The organism is Pectobacterium parmentieri, assembly GCF_001742145.1.
Classification (GTDB): domain Bacteria; phylum Pseudomonadota; class Gammaproteobacteria; order Enterobacterales; family Enterobacteriaceae; genus Pectobacterium; species Pectobacterium parmentieri.
Genome location: NZ_CP015749.1, coordinates 2,705,355 through 2,723,412, shown reverse-complemented (window position 1 = coordinate 2,723,412; position 18,058 = coordinate 2,705,355). Strand labels below are relative to the sequence as shown.

At 53.9% G+C, this 18,058-nt stretch carries 11 protein-coding genes; 2 read left to right on the top strand and 9 right to left on the bottom strand.

Features of this window, described 5'->3' with window-relative positions; all coding sequences use genetic code 11:
• Nucleotides 1-111: 111 nt before the first annotated feature.
• The 9 genes from A8F97_RS12355 to A8F97_RS12315 all read right to left on the bottom strand — a co-directional run bounded on the left by A8F97_RS12355 (nt 112) and on the right by A8F97_RS12315 (nt 14,911).
• Nucleotides 112-1,071, bottom strand: coding sequence for a glutathione S-transferase family protein (locus tag A8F97_RS12355; RefSeq protein ID WP_033071050.1), 960 nt, complete (start codon nt 1,069-1,071; stop codon nt 112-114).
• 281 nt (nt 1,072-1,352) lie between these two features.
• The gene (locus A8F97_RS12350; RefSeq protein ID WP_014699002.1) at nt 1,353-1,904 is read right to left on the bottom strand and encodes a GNAT family N-acetyltransferase; all 552 of its coding nucleotides are present in this window, start codon (nt 1,902-1,904) and stop codon (nt 1,353-1,355) included.
• A gap of 60 nt (nt 1,905-1,964) precedes the next feature.
• Nucleotides 1,965-2,693, bottom strand: coding sequence for an envelope stress response regulator BaeR (gene baeR / locus A8F97_RS12345; RefSeq protein WP_014699003.1), 729 nt, complete (start codon nt 2,691-2,693; stop codon nt 1,965-1,967).
• Nucleotides 2,694-2,726: 33 nt separating this feature from the next.
• On the bottom strand, nt 2,727-4,100 hold the full coding sequence (gene baeS / locus A8F97_RS12340) for an envelope stress sensor histidine kinase BaeS (protein WP_014699004.1): 1,374 nt from the start codon (nt 4,098-4,100) through the stop codon (nt 2,727-2,729).
• A gap of 7 nt (nt 4,101-4,107) precedes the next feature.
• On the bottom strand, nt 4,108-5,508 hold the full coding sequence (gene mdtD / locus A8F97_RS12335) for an MFS transporter (protein WP_033071051.1): 1,401 nt from the start codon (nt 5,506-5,508) through the stop codon (nt 4,108-4,110).
• 412 nt (nt 5,509-5,920) lie between these two features.
• Nucleotides 5,921-9,001 carry a multidrug efflux RND transporter permease subunit MdtC gene (gene mdtC, locus A8F97_RS12330; protein ID WP_014699006.1) on the bottom strand — a complete coding sequence of 1,027 codons (3,081 nt, stop codon included), beginning with the start codon at nt 8,999-9,001 and terminating at the stop codon, nt 5,921-5,923.
• On the bottom strand, nt 8,998-12,120 hold the full coding sequence (locus A8F97_RS12325; protein WP_033071052.1) for an MdtB/MuxB family multidrug efflux RND transporter permease subunit: 3,123 nt from the start codon (nt 12,118-12,120) through the stop codon (nt 8,998-9,000). The genes mdtC and A8F97_RS12325 overlap by 4 nt, the downstream gene beginning before the upstream one ends.
• Complete coding sequence (locus A8F97_RS12320; protein ID WP_033071053.1) at nt 12,120-13,352, bottom strand: MdtA/MuxA family multidrug efflux RND transporter periplasmic adaptor subunit; 1,233 nt, start codon at nt 13,350-13,352, stop codon at nt 12,120-12,122. The genes A8F97_RS12325 and A8F97_RS12320 overlap by 1 nt, the downstream gene beginning before the upstream one ends.
• Before the next feature lie 368 nt (nt 13,353-13,720).
• Nucleotides 13,721-14,911, bottom strand: a complete 1,191-nt coding sequence (locus tag A8F97_RS12315) for a NupC/NupG family nucleoside CNT transporter (RefSeq protein WP_095522169.1) — start codon at nt 14,909-14,911, stop codon at nt 13,721-13,723.
• Nucleotides 14,912-15,174: 263 nt separating this feature from the next.
• Between A8F97_RS12315 and A8F97_RS12310 the strand changes: the two genes are divergently transcribed.
• Together A8F97_RS12310 and dld are read left to right on the top strand one after the other, a co-directional pair.
• The gene (locus tag A8F97_RS12310; RefSeq protein ID WP_015729889.1) at nt 15,175-16,140 is read left to right on the top strand and encodes an aldo/keto reductase; all 966 of its coding nucleotides are present in this window, start codon (nt 15,175-15,177) and stop codon (nt 16,138-16,140) included.
• Between the two features lie 70 nt (nt 16,141-16,210).
• A complete protein-coding gene (dld, locus tag A8F97_RS12305) occupies nt 16,211-17,968 on the top strand; it encodes a D-lactate dehydrogenase (protein ID WP_015729890.1) in 1,758 nt (585 codons plus the stop codon).
• The last annotated feature ends 90 nt before the right edge of the window (nt 17,969-18,058 follow it).

The following is an 18,058-nucleotide window of genomic DNA, read 5'->3' as shown; positions in this document are numbered from 1 at the left end:
AATTGCAGTAGACGACACACGAAACGTGGGCCTATTGTTTGACGTAAATCAATTTTTTGACCTAAATAAAGAATGGCCTGTCATAAACAGAGCAGGCCAGATCTCGCCGTATTAACGTGTGGCGATACGGGATGTGCCGAGGGTTTCGCGGTTGTGGAGCTGGTATAAATCAACCCGTGGGCCAACCGGTACAATCTGTGTCGGATTCAGCCAGGCAATGCCGTAATAACCGGCTTTGATATGGTCGATATTGACCGTCTCTGCAATGCCCGGCCACTGATACAGTTCGCGCAGGTAATTTGATAAGTGTGGATAGTCGGCAATACGTTTCAGATTACATTTGAACGCGCCGTGGTAGGCCACGTCAAAACGTATCAGCGTCACGAACAGACGCCAGTCGGCTTCGGTCAGCGTGTCGCCCAGCATATAGCGATGGTTGGCCAGATGATCGTCTAGTTCGTCCAGCGTAGCAAATAGCGTGGTGACGGCATCGTTATAGTGTGCCTGCGTTTTGGCGAACCCGGTTTTATACACGCCGTTATTGACGTTGTGGTACACGGTTTCGTTCCAACGGTCGATCTCACCGTGCAGCTCCGATGGGTAGAAATCGAGGTGATTGCCGGTCAGATCGTTGAATTCACTGTTTAGCATGCGGATGATATCTGCCGATTCGTTGTTTACGATACGGCCTTCTACCCGATCCCACAGTACGGGCACCGATACCTTTCCGCTATAGTTCGGTACACTGGCGGTGTACAACTGGTGCAGATAGTGAATCTCGCCTGCATGCTCACCCGCATCCTGCGGCGTTGCAAATTCCCAGCCGTTATCGGCGATACGCGGATTAGCAATCGAGAGCGAAATAATGTTCTCCAGCCCTTTCAGCTTGTGGAAAATCAGCGTGCGTGATGCCCACGGGCAGAGATAGGAGACAAAAAGCTGGTAACGACCGGCTTCTGGTACCAGCTCGGTTTGTCGAAATTTGGTTTCTTCGCGGTGGAACGCGCCGTTCTTGATCTCTTCGGTCGCGACATCGCCGTTAACCCATTTGCCATCAACTAAACCTGACATACATTTTCCCCTGTCTATTGTTTTCAAGCCCCATTCTTTTGAAGAACAACTGCTTTGAAGCGCAATGCTTTTGCAGATCAATCGCTTTGCAGATAAATTGTTTTCAAAATCAATGACGTTAAAAAATCAATGGTGTTGCAGGTGACCTGTGCCCGCATGTGATGCGGATGGAGACCTGTCATTATTGTAGGCTTGAAATGGTAACAGCCGTGGGAAAAGAGAAAATGACAAAATTTTCATTAAGTCGGACAGTATTTTTGACTGGTATGGAAAGGTAGCGGTTAGCGCCTTGCTGCCAGCAGGCCGTAGAGCGCAGAATCAGACACTTCACCGCCTACGATCCAACGCTGCTTTAACAACCCTTCCTGCGTGAACCCCAGCCGTTCCAGCGATCGCGCTGAGGCCACATTGCGGGGATCGATTTCGGCTTCCAGCCGGCTTAGGCCCGCTGTTTCAAAGGCGAAATCCCGCAGGGCAGAGAGCGCTTCCGTCATATAGCCTTTCCCTTGTGCACTCGCCGCCAGACAGTAACCGATCTCTGCGCGTTTGGAGTCAATCTCAAGGTTGAACAGCACACAGGTGCCGATCAGCTCGCCGCTCTCTTTCACTTTCAGCCCTAGCTTCATGTACTGCCCGGCACACAGCGCGCTCCAGTATTCGTCAATCGCATCATGCGCCTGTTCGATCTGTTGCCAGGGCGGGTGATTCCAGAAACGCATGACGACCGGATCGGACATGAAGGCGAACAGCGCTGGTGCATCATCACGATAAAGCGGACGCAGCAGCAGGCGAGACGTCTCGATTGTGGTGGTTTCGGAAAATAATGCAGTCATTATCGTGAAAGCCTCTTCTTCGTGTGGAAGGGATTGGTGTGAAATGAAAGGCGGTCGGCGTTATACCTCATTGCAGGGCGCAGCTTCCCAGCGATAGCCGATGCCGTAAACCGTGCGGATAAATGAGGTTTCTTCATCCAGTTGTTCCAGCTTGCGGCGCAGGTTTTTGATGTGGCTATCGATGGTGCGATCGGTCACGACACGATAATCGTCGTAAAGCTTATCCAGCAGCGCCTCGCGTGAAAACACCTTGCCCGGTTCGGTGGAGAGCGTCTTGAGCAGACGAAACTCCGCAGGTGTTAGGTCAAGGTTTTGTCCCAGATAGCTGGCCTGAAAGCCGCTTTTATCAATCAACAGCGCTGTTTCGCTTTTCTCGGCGGCTTTCATGCCGTCGTTCTGCCAGCCGCAGCGGCGCAGTAGCGTTCTGACGCGCACGACGACTTCACGCGGGCTGAAAGGCTTACAAATATAGTCATCGGCACCAATTTCCAGCCCCAGCAGGCGGTCGATCTCTTCACTGCGGGCGGTGACCATGATAATCGGCACGTTGGAAAACTGGCGGATGGTGCGGCAAATCGTCAGGCCATCGCAGCCTGGCAACATCAAATCCAGCAAAATAAGGGAAGGAGAATGCTGCCGCACCCACTCAATGACGTCATTGCCATTAGGCAACCAGTGCGTGGCATAGTCCGCAGCCTGAAGGTAATCCACCAGCAATTGCCCCAATTTGGGCTCATCTTCGACGATCAAAATGGGGGACGCCATAGCGAAATCGGGTGCGGTTGTCATAGCTCTGCTTAGTTTCGGTTTCAGGAATAGCAATTAATCAGGTACGTGCGATGGAAGCTCAATGGTAATCATCACTCCCCCTAATGGTGAATGTTTAGCATACAGCCGTCCGTTATGTGCCTCAACGATATTATTGCAGATAGCCAGCCCCAGACCGGAGCCACCACTGGCGCGGTTGCGTGAGCTTTCCGCCCGATAAAAACGCTCGAAAATCAGCGTGAGCTGCTCATCGGTTACGCCGGGGGCACTGTCCTGCCAGATAATAGCCCAGTGTTTATGGCGCTGAACAACTGAAAGGGTCAGTTGACCCTGCTCGTCAGTATAGCGCAGGCTATTTTCCAGTAGATTATTAAACAACTGGCTTAGCCGATCCGGGTCACCAAAAACGCTAGCCTGAAGCGGTAAGTCGGTGGTTAACGTAATCTGCTTTTTCTGGAAACGTTCATGAAATGCGGCGATAGCAATATGCAGGGTTTGCACTATATCCACAGACGTTTTGCGGTAGGCCAGCGCCCCGCGATCGGACAAGGTGAGCTGGTGCAGATCGTCCACCAGTTTGGTGAGTGTTGCGACCTCAGACTGGAGCGAATGCAGGGAATGCGCATCGGGCTTGCGCACGCCATCCTGCAAGGCTTCCAGCTCGCCACGTAGCACTGCCAGCGGCGTGCGCAGCTCGTGGGATACATCGGCCATAAACGCGCGGCGCGACTGTTCATTTTTTTCCAGCGTATTGGCAAGCTGATTGAAATCCTGTGCCAGCCTGCCCAGTTCATCGTGCGAGCTTGCTGTCACGCGGGTGCTGAAATCTCCCGATGCCAAACTGTGCATGCCGTTGACCAGTCGTTTGACGGGTGCGAGAAGGCCACGGGCGGTCAGCCAGGTGGCGATGATAGCCAGCAACATCGATAGCGCGGCAATCAGCCAACTGGTGCGCTGCTGCTGTTGATCGAAACTGATATCGGCGTTACGGGTCAGACGTTCAACAGGCGAGGCGACAATCCAGCCGACGGTCTGATTTTGCACCTGAATCGGCTGCCAGGTGCCTTCATTAGGTATCGGTGCCGGCGATCCGAACAGCTTGCGTTTACCCGTATCCAGCACCCAAAGGCGCACTCGCCATCCCTGCATACTATTGTCGGTATCGGTGTCGTTGTTTTGATCCATAGCGTGCAGCATCTTGAACACCAAACGCTCATTGTTGCGCAGGAATGACCAACTGCCGCGTAGTTGATATTGCTCCGCCAGCGCATCGCGCAGTTGCGTAACCCGCTGTTCGTTGCCGCGCTTAATGTAGTCGATAAAGCCGCGTTCGAAACTGGCGCGCACGCCCCAGTGCATGGTCATTAGCACTAGCATGCAGGTGGCGAAAATCGCGAGAAACAGCTTGGCAGTGATTCCAAATTTCATAACAACCTCACGATTTACGCGCTAGCGTTGACTGTTTTACGGTGTCAGGTGGGACACGATTAAAAATCAACGCCGGCAGGGCGATGATGACGACCATGCTGAGATAGGTATAGAGAAATACCGTGTGGGTTGCCCCGCTTTCTGCTGCGATATGTGGTTGAGAAAACATACCCAGCAGGATACCCGCGATGCTCACTCCCAGGCTGGTGGAGAGCTGCATGGTCATCGACAGCAGGCTATTTCCGCCGCTGGCGAGGGAATCAGGCAGATCTTTCAACGTCAGCGTGTTCATGGTAGAGAAGCGAATAGCGTTCACTGTACCGAGGAAGAACAGCACAATCGGAATCATCCAGATCCATTGCATAAGCGCGACCAGTGCAAATAGCGCCGTGACCAGCGCCAGCAATAACGTCGAGGCGACCAGCACACGCCGGTAGCCGAATCGGTTGACGATCTGCACCACAACGCGTTTTATTCCCATGCTACCCAATACCATTGGCACCATCATCAATCCGGCATGGAACGGAGAAAACCCCATTCCCAACTGCAAAAATAGCGGTGTCATAAACGGCAACATGCCGCTACCGATGCGAGCCAGCAGCCCGCCGGTCAGGCCGATAGAAAAAGTATGGGTGTCGAACAAACGCAGATTGAACAGCGCCCGTTCGTTATGACGAGCGTGCAGCCAGTAGCTCAATAGTGCGATAAGCCCGATGGCAATCAGCGCGAAAATGGCAATCGGCGGAATGCCGAGACTACGGTTACCGTCCAACGCTAGCGTCAGCGTCGCCATGCCTACGGCAAGCCAAACGAAACCGCTGATATCAAAGCGCTGGGTTTGCATGGTGTAATTGGGCATCAGGAACCAGGTTGCCAATGCGCCGAGAATGCCAACGGGCAGGTTGATGAGGAAAATCCAGTGCCAACTGGCGTACTCCACCAGAAAGCCGCCGAGCGCCGGCCCCAGTAATGGGCCAATCTGTCCGGGCAGCGTCACGAAAGTCATTGCCGCCATATATTGATCGCGTGGGACGATCTTCATCACCGTTAGACGTCCTACCGGCACCATCATCGCGCCACCAATGCCCTGAATCACGCGGGAGAGCAGCAGCTCATCCAACGTTTCCGAACGGGCACACAGCAGCGACCCCAGCGTAAACAGCAGAATCGCGGCGAAAAAGATGTTCTTCACGCCGATACGATCCGCCAGCCAGCCGCTGGCGGGCAGCATCACTGCGACGGTCAGCACATAGGAAACAATCACCGAATGCATATGCAGCGGGCTTTCATTCAGACTCGCCGCCATCGAAGGCAGCGCGGTATTCACGATGGTGGTATCCAGCGTCTGCATAAAAAAGCCAAAGGCAACAATCCAGAGCTGCCAGCGAACGGAAGCTGGTTGGGTCATCTTCCATGACCCTCTGGATTGTTGGATATATTCGGCATAGTTGGTGGTGTCCTCACATTGCGCATAGTGTTTTTAAATCACGAATACTGCTATTTAGGCGTGGTTTCGTGCGCTGAGTATTTCCCTTGGCGTAAATTATGCTGAGGGAAAGGCAGACTCTCGGATAAGCGGCATGGATGCCGCGCAAGCCGATGCTGCGTCGGGAACGCGTCAGCGGCGGTCCGCAAAGAGGATGCTTTTCCCGAAGGCACCGCACAGCGGCATAATTTCCCGCCAAAAAAGCCAGGGTTCCAAGGGCGACGGCAATTGAGCCGCCCTTGGTCGGGCGCGTCGGGGCGCTACTAGAAAAACAGCGAACGTTAAGCGCACGAAACTTCTCCTAAATTAGCATTTTACTGGTGCTCATGTTCCGTCACGACAGTGACAAATCCCTCTCCGGTGCTTTGCGCCGAATATTCCTCAGCTTGTCGAAAAACAGATACACCACCGGGGTGGTATACAGCGTGAGGATCTGGCTCATCACCAGCCCGCCGACAATCGTGATGCCGAGCGGTTGACGCAGCTCGGCACCGTCACCGCTGGTCAGCACCAGCGGCAGTGCGCCAAACAGCGCGGCTAATGTGGTCATCATAATCGGGCGGAAACGCAGTAGGCAGGCCTGAAAAATGGCGTCCCGTGCGCTCAGCTTGCCGCTGCGCTGTGCCACCAGCGCGAAATCCACCATCATGATCGCATTCTTCTTCACGATCCCAATCAACAGCATGATACCTATCAGCGCCACCAGACTAAACGGTACGCCAAACCACTCCAGTGCCAGCAGAGCACCCACGCCCGCAGAGGGCAGGGTAGACAGAATCGTCAGCGGATGCACATAGCTCTCATACAGCACGCCCAGTACGATATACACCGTGATAATCGCCGCCAGAATGAGCAACAACTGTGACGACTGTGATTGCTGGAACGCCTGTGCCGTACCGGAGAACTGGCCGCGTACCGATGACGGCACGCCTAGTGACGTCATGGTTCTTTCTACCGCCGCTGTCGCAGTGGAAAGATCGGTGCCTTCAGGCAGGTTAAAAGAGATGGTCGATGCGGCAGATAGCCCCTGATGATTCACCGACAGCGGCGCGTTGATCGGCTTCCAACTGGCGAAATAAGAAAGCGGGATGGGCTTACCGTCGCTATTGATGACGAACATCTTGTTCAGTGAACTGACATCCTGCGTGTAGGCGTCGTCCACTTCCATCACGACCTTGTACTGGTTTAACGGCTGATAAATGGTCGAAATCTGACGCTGGCCGAAGGCATTATTAAGCAATGCATTGGCAGCAGAGACGTTGATGCCTAACTGTGCCATCGCATCACGATCGTAGGTTAACGCCATTTCTGCGCCTTTATCCTGTTGATCGGAATTCACATCGGCCAGCTCAGGCAGTTTGCTGAAAGCAGCACGAATCTTTGGCTCCCAGGTTCGCAGTTCGCTCAAATCATCAGACAGGAGTGTGTACTGATAGCCCGCGCTCGATTCCCGTCCGCCGATACGGATATCCTGCACTGGCATTAAAAATAGGTTGGCACCGGGTTCTTTTGCCAGCTTGACGCGCAGGCGACTAATTACCTGTTGAGCGGAAACATCGCGTTCAGAAAGCGGCTTAAGCGAAATAAACATCGAGCCGCTGTTGGTACGCGATCCCCCCGTAAAACCGTTCACGTTATCCACCGCAGGATCGCTGCTGACAATGGTCATGAAATTCTGGAGCTTTACCGTCATAGCCTGAAAAGAAATGCTCTGGTCAGCCTGAATAAAGCCCATCAACCTGCCCGTATCCTGTTCCGGGAAGAAAGTCTTCGGAATACTGATGTACAGCCAGACGTTGAGTGCGATGGTGCCCAGCAAGAGCAGCAAAACCCAGCGGGCATGGTTGAGTACCCACTTCAGCGAACGCCCGTAGCCTTGTTGCATCGCGAGCAACACACGATTAAAACCCCGAGTGCGCGGCTGGCTGCGTTTGGGCACGGCACGCAGCAGTCGTGCGCACAGCATCGGCGTCAGCGTGAGCGAGATCAGCAGGGAAATCATGATCGCTACCGACAGCGTTACGGCGAATTCGCGGAACAGCCGTCCCGGCAGGCCGTCCATCAGCAGCAGCGGGATGAACACGGCCACCAGCGACAGGCTCATGGATAACACGGTGAACCCAACTTCTCTCACCCCTTGAAGCGATGCCTGGAGCGGCTTCATGCCCGCTTCAATGTGGCGGGAAATATTTTCCAATACCACGATGGCATCATCCACCACGAAACCGGTGGCAATGGTGAGCGCCATCAGCGACAGGTTATTCAGGCTGAAGCCGCACAGGTACATGGCAGCAAAGGTGCCAATGAGCGACACGGGAACGGCCAGCGCCGGAATAGCGGTTGCCCGCCCGGAGCGTAAGAACAGGAAGACGACCAGAATAACCAGCGCGACGGCGATAATCAGTGATTGCTCCACTTCCGCCAGCGAGGCGCGAATCGTGGGGGAACGATCCTGGGCGACATCCAACTGTATTTCGGCAGGCAGGCTGGCGCGCAGTTCCGGCATCGCGGCGCGGATGTTGTCTACGGTGGTGATAATGTTGGCATCCGGCGCGCGGCGAATCATCACCAGAATGGCAGGTTTCGCGTTCGCCATTCCTGCATTGCGGGCGTTTTGCACCGAATCTTCCACCGTGGCGACGTCGCTCAGGCGAACGGCGGCGCCGTTGTTGTAGTGGATAATCAGCGGTGCATAAGCATCGGCAGTTTTGAGTTCATCGTTGGTTTGTATCTGCCAACTTCTCTGACTGTTTTCCACATTCCCTAACGGCCGGCGCACATTCGCCTGTGCGATAGTCTGCCGTACGTCATCGAGGGAAATGCCTTGGTTAAATAACGCCACCGGATTCAGCGCCACGCGCACGGCGGGGAGCGAACTTCCGCCGATAGAGACATCGCCAACACCTTCCATCTGAGAGATTTTCTGTGACAGTTGGGTGGACGCGAAATCGTACAGTTGGCCCTGGCTGTAGGTGTCCGAGGTCAGCGTCAGGATCATGACCGGTGCGTCGGATGGGTTGACCTTACGGTAAGTCGGGCGGTTGGACATACCGGACGGCAGCAGGTTCTGCGCGGCGTTGATAGCCGCCTGAACATCGCGCGCTGCGCCGTTGATATCCCTATCGAGGTTAAACACCAGAATGACGCGCGTACTGCCGAGCGAGCTGGTGGATGTCATTTCGTTGACGCCTGCAATTCTACCGAGTGCACGTTCCAGCGGCGTCGCGACGGCAGAGGCCATGGTTTCCGGTGATGCACCGGGCAGTGAGGCGCTGACCGAGATCACCGGGAAATCCACCTGCGGCAGCGGGGATACCGGCAGCAGGCGGAAACCTAATACGCCACAGAGCGCGATGGCCAACGTCAACAGCAGGGTGGCGACGGGGCGGTGGATGAACAGGGCGAAGAACTTCACTCGGTTTCTTCCTCCTGATGCGGTGCACGACGGAAGCGCGCTGCCAGGCGGTCAAACAGCAGGTAAATTACTGGTGTCGTAAACAGCGTCAGAATCTGGCTCATGATCAGGCCACCGACCATACAGACCCCTAGCGGCTGGCGCAGTTCCGCGCCGACGCCGGTGCTCAGCATTAGCGGTAGCGCACTGAGTAGGGCGGCCATCGTGGTCATCAGAATCGGTCGAAAACGCAGCAGACAGGCCTGATAAATGGCGTCATACGGTGTCATCCCCTGTTCTCGCTCCGCTGCTAGCGCGAAGTCGATCATCATGATGGCGTTTTTCTTCACGATCCCGATGAGCAAGATGATCCCGATAATGGCAATCACATCCAGCTCATTCCCCGCCATCATCAGTGCCAGCAGCGCACCGACACCCGCCGTTGGCAGCGTAGATAAGATGGTGATCGGATGAATAAAGCTTTCGTATAGCACGCCGAGCACAATGTACATCGCGACAATCGCCGCAATGATGAGCCACACGGTGCTGCTCAGCGCCGACTGGAACGCCAGCGTACTGCCTTGAAAACGGGTAGTGATATCCGCAGGCAGATTCATCTGTTGTTCGGCCTGCGTGATGGCATCAACCGCTTCGCCTAGTGCGTAGCCGCTGGCGACGTTGAAAGAGATCGTCGTCGAGGGGAACTGGTCGATATGGTTGATCGCCAGCGGCCCCTGACGCTCTTCAATCGTGGCGATGCTGCTGAGCGGGATCGTACCGCCGTCGCTGCTGATGAGGCGCACGTCGTTCAACGCGTCCAGACCGGTATTGTTGGTCGTATCGTGTTCCAGCACCACGCGGTATTGGCTGGCCTGCGTATAAATAGTGGAAACCAGACGCTGACCAAAAGCGTTATACAGTGCGCTGTCGACCTGTGACATCGTGATACCCAGACGACTGGCGCTGTCGCGATCGACGTTGACGTAGGCGACCGCAGCACCGTCTTGCCAGTCGCTGCTGACATCCTCTAGCTGCGGTAGCTTTTTCAAGTCGGTCATCAGCTTCGGCACCCAAACGCTCAGTTCATCCAGCGACATCGCTTGTAACGTAAACTGATATTGCGTGCGGCTAATCTGGGTGTCGATGGTGAGATCCTGCACCGGTTGCAGATACAACTGAATGCCGGGAATCTGGGCCGTTTGCTGTTGCAGGCGACTGATGATCGCCTGAATACGCTCACTGCGTTCACTGAGCGGTTTCAGGTTGATTTGCAGTCGGCCGCTGTTCAGCGCGGCATTCGTGCCATCGACGCCGACGTATGAGGAAATGCTCTCTACCGCAGGGTCCTTCATGATAATAGACACGACGCGCTGTTGGCGGTCAGCCATATTGCTGAACGAGACCGTCTGCGGTGCCTGTACGGTGCCCTGAATGATGCTGTTATCTTGTATCGGGAAGAAGCCCTTCGGGATCCAGATATAGAGCAGGATAGTGAGCAGCAGCGTACCGAGCGCGACGCTCAGCGTCAGCCACGGATGATTCAGTACTTTGCGTAACCAGACGCCGTAGACAGTAATCAGGCGAGTGAAGAAACGTTCACTGGCGCGAGTAAAACGGTTCTGTTTACTCAGCGACTGATGGCTCAGCATGCGGGCACACATCATCGGGGTGAGCGTGAGCGACACGACGGCGGAAATCAGGATCGACACTGCTAGCGTTACGGCAAACTCGCGGAACAAGCGTCCGACGATATCGCCCATAAACAGCAGTGGGATCAGCACGGCGATGAGTGAGAAGGTCAGAGAAATGATGGTGAAGCCGATTTCTCCCGCCCCTTTCAGCGCCGCGTTAAGCGGCTTTTCCCCTTTTTCGATATAGCGGGAGATATTTTCGATCACCACGATGGCATCATCTACCACGAAACCCGTGGCGATGGTGAGTGCCATTAACGTCAGGTTATTGATGGAAAAACCGAGGAAATACATGGCGGCAAAGGTGCCAACCAGCGATAGCGGTACGGCAATGCTTGGGATCAGCGTGGCGACGGCGTTACGCAAGAACAGGTAAATCACCATCACGACCAGCGCGATCGCCAGCAGTAGCTCGAACTGGACGTCTTTTACTGAGGCGCGAATACTGGTGGTGCGGTCAGTCAGCGTAGTGACATCCACAGAGTTCGGCAGGCTGGCTTTTAACGCGGGCAGCATCTTGTTAATGCTATCCGTCGTCGTGATAACGTTAGCACCTGGCTGGCGCTGAACGTTGATAATGATCGCCTGCTGCCGATTCGCCCAGGCACCGAGATGAATATTCTCGGCGGCCTGCTCAATCGTGGCGACATCCTGAAGCCTTACCGGCGCGCCGTTTTTCCACGCAACAATCAGCTTGCGGTAATCATCAACAGATTTCATCTGGTCGTTGGCGGAGAGCGTCACTGAACGCGTCGGACCATCCAGACTCCCTTTGGCGGAATTCACGTTGGCGGCGGTAATCGCGGTGCGAATAGTTTCGCTGGTCAGACCGTAAGCCGCCAGCGCTGGCGCGTTTAGCCTTACCCGCACGGCCGGTCGCTGGCCACCGGCTAACGACACCAGCCCGACGCCCGCGACCTGCGAAATTTTTTGCGCGATCCGGTTGTCCACCATGTCCTGCACCTGCGTCATCGACATCGCGGTGGAGGTGACGGCCAGCGTCATAATGGGCGGGTCAGCCGGGTTCACTTTGCTGTAAGTGGGTGGATAGGGCAGATCGCTTGGCAACAGATTGCTGGCCGCATTAATGGCAGCCTGCACATCCTGTTCCGCGACATCCAGCGACAGCTCAAGCTGGAATTGAAGCGTGATGACGGATGCGCCGCCTGCGCTCTGCGTCGACATCTGTTTTAGCCCGGACATCTGGCCGAACTGCCGTTCCAGCGGCGCGGTAATCGCCGAGGTCACTACGTCGGGGCTGGCTCCCGGATACAGGGTAACGACCTGAATCGTCGGATAATCAACCTCAGGCAGGGCTGAAACGGGCAGTGCCCGATAGCCAATGATGCCGGCCAACAAAATGGCGAACATCAGCAGCGTCGTCGCGACGGGGCGTAGAATAAACAGGCGTGATGGTCCGCCTCCGCTGGCTGGAACGGTATCCTGCATCAGGATTTCTCCCCAGTGATTGCAGGCGTTTTCTCCGTCAGCGTAGAGGGAACGACTTCCACTTTGGTTCCTTCGGTCAGACGGTCGATGCCGTCAGTGACAACCTGCACGTCGGCGTCCAGTCCGGCGGTGACCACGACCAACTGGCCGAACTGAATACTGGTCGTGACCTGACGCTTACTAACCTCGTTCTTATCATTCAAAATCCAGACGAAGCGGCCTTCATTGCCCATTTGTACGGCGGCAGACGGTGCGACGACGGCGTTTTGCAGCGTATCGACCTTCATGCGGATATTCACAAACTGATTCGGGAACAGGGCATCATCCAGATTGTCAAAACGCGCCTTGAGCTTGATCGTACCCGTAGTGGTGTCGATCTGGTTATCCATACTGAGCAGGCTACCCTGCGAGAGTTTCTTCTGGTTGGTGCGATCCCAGGCTTCTACCACCGGCGGCTGACCTGATTTCTGCGCGATAATAATGGTGGAGATTTCCGCTTCCGGTACGGTAAAGACGACATCGATAGGGTACGTCTGTGTAATCACGACAATGCCATTGGTGTCGCCGCTGGTGATGTAATTCCCCACATCGACCTGTTTTAAACCGATCCGGCCGCTGATAGGGGCGGTAATTTTGCTGTAATCCAGTTGGAGCTGTGCGCTGGCTACGGCACCGTCATCGGCTTTTAATGCGCCTTCTGCCTGTCGCACGGCGGCGATCTGTGTATCCAGTTCCTGACGGGAGATCAGGTTGGTTTTCACCAGTTGCTGATAACGTGCTAAATCCTGCTGAGCGTTAGCTAGCACGGCCCGATCTTTTGCCAACTGCCCCTGTGCCTGCGTCAGTTCAACCTGAAAAGGGCGGGGATCGATTTCTGCCAGCAGGTCACCAACCTTAACCTGCTGCCCTTCCTGAAAGTGCAGTGCCATCAGTTGCCCGTTCACCCGGCTGCGTAGCGTCACGGTATTGGCTGCGGTCACGGTGCCTAAACCGGACAGATAATAAGGTACGGAGGCGGATTGCGTCAGCGCCGCCTGTACGGGAGCCAGCGTGCGCATGGCCGCCCTGCGCCCACCACCACTGCTACTGCCCGAATTTGACGTACGGGCGGCGTGCTGTTCACTCGTGCCGGGAGCGGCAGGCGACGTCTGGGTAAAATGGCGCCAGATCAGTACGGCAATAGCGATAACAGCGGCAAGTACCAGCAGGCCTCGGATACGTTTAGCATTCATAGTGGTGGATTACTCTCTCCAGGTTGCGCGGGAAGTACGATCTACCCGTCATACTTCACGCTGCATGTGCGTTGGCTGTCATACTCAGCGTGTTATTGGACCAATGGCCACGTGCCGATCGTTTAAGAACCGAGATACACGGAGCGACCACGGGGCGAGGTGTCCCTGCGGGAACCTCATCCCCGTGTTTCTCCTAAAATGAGGCTTAAGCGATCAACATTAGCCAATGGCCGCATTTTACTAGTTTAAACAGGGGATGCCGGACAAAAATGAAGGAAATATGGAAGATGTGTCAGGGTTTGTAGGAAAAAAATCCGGCAGTGTAAGACTGCCGGACTGGGATAAGGGTTTTATAGCGCGATGAAGGGTTACAGCACCAGACCGGCGATAGACGCGGAAAGGATACTCACCAGCGTGGAACCGTAAACCAGCTTCAGGCCGAAGCGGGAAACCACGTTACCTTGCTGCTCGTTCAGGCCTTTAATCGCGCCAGCAATAATACCGATGGACGAGAAGTTGGCGAAGGACACCAGGAACACCGACAGAATGCCTACGCTACGTGGAGACAGTTCACCAGCCACTTTTTGCAGTTCCAGCATCGCGACAAATTCGTTAGAAACCAGTTTGGTTGCCATGATGCTACCAACCTGAAGGGCTTCATGCGACGGGATACCCATGATCCAGGCGAACGGGTAGAACACGTAGCCAAGGATTTCCTGGAAACTGACGCCAAAAATGGCGCTGAAAACCGCGTTGACTGCGGCAATCAGGGCGATGAAGCCGATCAGCATAGCGGCGACGATAACGGCGACTTTGAAGCCTGCCAGAATGTATTCGCCCAGCATTTCAAAGAAGCTCTGATTTTCATGCAGAGTACCCAACTGCAATTCCTGCTCTTCACCGACTTTGTAGGGGTTAATCAGCGACAGCACGATGAAGGTACTGAACATGTTCAGGATCAGCGCAGCAACGACGAACTTGGCATCCAGCATAGACATATACGCACCGACGATGGACATCGACACGGTGGACATGGCGGTAGCGGCCATGGTGTACATGCGTTTTTCGGACATCTTGCCGAGAATATCTTTATAAGCAATGAAGTTTTCAGACTGGCCGAGAATCAGTGAACTGACTGCGTTAAAGGATTCCAGTTTGCCCATGCCGTTCACTTTGGACAGAATCGTACCAATGATGCGGATGATGAAGGGCAGCACTTTGATGTGTTGCAAAATACCGATCAGCGCAGAAATGAAGACGATAGGACAGAGCACTTTGAAGAAGAAGGAAATCAGGTTCTTCTCATTATTCACCATGTCACCGAATACGAAGTCCGTCCCTTGGCCTGCAAATCCGAGTAATTTGTCGAAGACTGCCGCGAACCCTTTGACCACCCCTAGCCCAACGTTTGAGTACAGGAAGAAGTAGGCGAGCAGAATTTCGATGACGAGTAGCTGAATAATAAAACGAATACGAATGCTTTTACGATCGCGGCAGACGAGTAGCGACAGCGCCGTAACAACAACCAGCGCCAGAACAAATTGCGCGATATGGGACAAGGACATGTGTGCTCCGAATATGAGGCAGGCCAAATTTTCCACGTCATTTTATGTAACGCGTGCACTAAAAATGAGAGGAAGAACGCAAAAAAACAATTATACCTCGGGATTTTATCTAAACTAAATGCCACGTCTCGTTATTTGGGTCTTTCTGTTCATTCATTATTCTTATCGCACACAGAAAGTTGCATTGCCCTACTTTAGGTTGCAGGTTGGCGAGTATTTTTATGGTGTTTTCTGCATGATTCAAAAGGAGAGTGATTATGTCAGTATCAGATACCACACGTGAGCTTGGACGTTCAGGCATTGTGGTCCCGCCTTTTTCGTTCGGTGGTAATGTTTTTGGTTGGACGGTCGATCGGGCGACGTCATTTAGTCTGCTGGATGCACTCGTGGCGCATCGGCTGAATTTCATTGATACCGCTGATGTTTACTCACGCTGGGCGCCCGGCAATCAAGGCGGGGAGTCTGAAACGATCATCGGCAACTGGCTGAAAAAAAGCGGTCAGCGCGACAAGGTGATTATTGCCACCAAGGTTGGCATGGATTTGGGCGATGGCAAGAAAGGGCTGTCTGCGGCTTATATTCGTCAGGCGGTTGAGGCTTCATTACAGCGCTTGCAAACCGACTACATCGATCTCTATCAGGCACATACTGACGACAAGGAAACGCCGCTGGAAGAAACGCTGGCCGCGTTTGATGCGCTGATTAAAGAGGGTAAAGTGCGCGCGATTGGGGCGTCTAACTACAGTGCTGCGCGTCTGGCTGAAGCGCTGAAAGTCAGCAAAGCCAACCATCTCGCACGGTATGAAACCCTGCAACCGGAATACAATTTGTACGATCGGCAAGGGTATGAGGCCGCGCTGGAACCGCTGGTGCGTGAGCAAGGGGTTGGCGTGATTAGCTATTATTCGCTGGCCAGCGGGTTTCTGTCAGGCAAGTATCGTCAGCCGAAGGATGCGTCGAAAAGTGCGCGCGGGCAGGGCGTAGTAGAAAAATACCTGAATGAGCGTGGTCGCACTATTTTGGAAGCGCTGGATAGCGTGGCGAATGCGCATCAAACGACGTCATCACAGGTCGCGCTGGCCTGGCTAATTGCACGTCCGAGTATTACTGCCCCGATTGCCAGTGCGACGTCGCTGGAGCAGGTCGCTGAATTGGCGAGCGCGACACAGCTAGTGTTACCCGTTGAAGATATTGAACTGCTGAATCGCGCGAGTCGTTACTAATCCATGTGACGTTTTTTGAATGCGAGTCTTTTTTATCGTATTTGTTAAATAATTTACAGGACAGACCGCTATGAAGGACGATGTAATCTCAGAAAGTCGCATTTCCGTTGATTCTCAAGATCTTATTCAAATGCTAACCCGCATTGTCGGTAAGCCCCACATCTTAACCGATAAAAATAAAACGGAGCGTTATCGCAAAGGCTTCCGTTCGGGTAGCGGAGAGGCTCTGGCCGTGGTTTTTCCTGCTTCACTACTCGAACAGTGGCGGGTATTTAAAGCCAGTATTGAAGCGGGGCGCATTGTGCTGATGCAGGCCGCTAATACCGGTTTAACCGAAGGTTCCACCCCGAGCGGTAATGATTACGATCGAGAAATTGTGATCATTAACACTTTGCGTTTGGATAACGTTCAACTGCTGGATGAAGGGCGACAGGTTGTGGCGCTGCCGGGAAGCACCCTGTGGCATCTTGAACGCGTATTGAAACCGCTTGGGCGTGAACCGCATTCTGTGATCGGTTCTTCTTGTATTGGCGCATCGGTGATTGGGGGAATTTGTAATAGCTCTGGCGGTTCGCTGGTTCATCGGGGGCCGGCATATACCGAAATGGCACTTTACGGTCGGGTTAACGAGCATGGTGAAGTGGAACTGATCAATCACCTGGGGATCAATTTGGGTGATACGCCGGAAGTCATTCTGACTCGTCTGGAATCACAACAGTATGACGCGAGCGATGTGATTGATGATGGACGCCAGGCATCCGACCACGACTATATTGAACGTGTGCGAAATGTTGATGCAGACACGCCGTCGCGCTTTAACGCTGATGAACGCCGCTTGTTTGAGGCCGCTGGCTGCGCAGGAAAGCTTTCGGTTTTTGCTGTGCGTCTGGATACGTTTCCAGCGGAGAAATCTCAACAGACCTTTTATATTGGGACTAATCAGCCGCAGGTATTAACGGAATTACGCCGCCATATGCTCGCCAATTTTAAAAATTTACCGGTGGCGGGTGAGTATATGCATCGCGATATATTCGATATCGCCGAAATATACGGCAAAGATACGTTTATGATGATCGATAAACTGGGTACGGATAAATTACCCCTATTCTTCAACCTGAAAGGACAGATGGACGCGATCTTTAGCAAAGTGCCTTTCCTACCGTCACATCTCGTTGATCGTACTATGCAGTTTCTCGGCCGTCTGCTGCCTTCTCATCTACCGGCACGGATGAAAACGTATCGTGACCGTTTTGAGCACCACTTGATGTTGAAAATGGCGGGCGATGGTATTGATGAAGCACGCCGTTGGCTGGAACAGCATTTTCATGATGCCGACGGTGAGTTTTTTGTCTGTACGCCGGAAGAAGGCGCTAAGGCCTTTCTGCATCGCTTCGTCGCGGCGGGAGCCGCTATCCGCTATCATGCTGTACATAGCAATGAAGTGGAAAATATCTTGGCTCTGGACATCGCTCTGCGGCGTAATGATCGTGAATGGTTCGAGCATTTGCCTGCGGAAATTGGCAACATGCTGGTGCATCGGTTGTATTACGGTCACTTCATGTGCCATGTCTTCCATCAGGACTACATTGTGAAGAAAGGCGTAGATATTCATGAACTGAAAGAGAGAATGCTGGCCTTACTCGATCAGCGTGGGGCGGAATATCCGGCAGAGCACAATGTTGGTCATCTCTATCAGGCTAAACCACAGTTGAAAGCGTTCTATCAGAAAAGCGATCCTACCAATAGCTTGAACCCAGGAATAGGAAAAACTACCAAGCTGAAAAACTGGGGCTGTACCGATTGTGAAGATCACCACATTAATCATTAACTAGCTGATGCCGCTAACGGGCGTGTTGTGTCCGTTAGCGGCATGGCTTAATGTGTTTCCCCGTTTTTATCCCATTTGCTGACCTGCGTA

What these genes read in the sequence shown, in the direction of transcription:
- A8F97_RS12310 (WP_015729889.1), top strand. Translation starts at nt 15,175, where the DNA reads ATGTCAGTATCAGATACCACACGTGAGCTTGGACGTTCAGGCATTGTG.
- A8F97_RS12350 (WP_014699002.1), bottom strand. Translation starts at nt 1,904, where the DNA reads ATGACTGCATTATTTTCCGAAACCACCACAATCGAGACGTCTCGCCTG.
- A8F97_RS12355 (WP_033071050.1), bottom strand. Translation starts at nt 1,071, where the DNA reads ATGTCAGGTTTAGTTGATGGCAAATGGGTTAACGGCGATGTCGCGACC.
- dld (WP_015729890.1), top strand. Translation starts at nt 16,211, where the DNA reads ATGAAGGACGATGTAATCTCAGAAAGTCGCATTTCCGTTGATTCTCAA.
- baeR (WP_014699003.1), bottom strand. Translation starts at nt 2,693, where the DNA reads ATGACAACCGCACCCGATTTCGCTATGGCGTCCCCCATTTTGATCGTC.
- baeS (WP_014699004.1), bottom strand. Translation starts at nt 4,100, where the DNA reads ATGAAATTTGGAATCACTGCCAAGCTGTTTCTCGCGATTTTCGCCACC.
- A8F97_RS12320 (WP_033071053.1), bottom strand. Translation starts at nt 13,352, where the DNA reads ATGAATGCTAAACGTATCCGAGGCCTGCTGGTACTTGCCGCTGTTATC.
- mdtD (WP_033071051.1), bottom strand. Translation starts at nt 5,508, where the DNA reads ATGACCCAACCAGCTTCCGTTCGCTGGCAGCTCTGGATTGTTGCCTTT.
- A8F97_RS12325 (WP_033071052.1), bottom strand. Translation starts at nt 12,120, where the DNA reads ATGCAGGATACCGTTCCAGCCAGCGGAGGCGGACCATCACGCCTGTTT.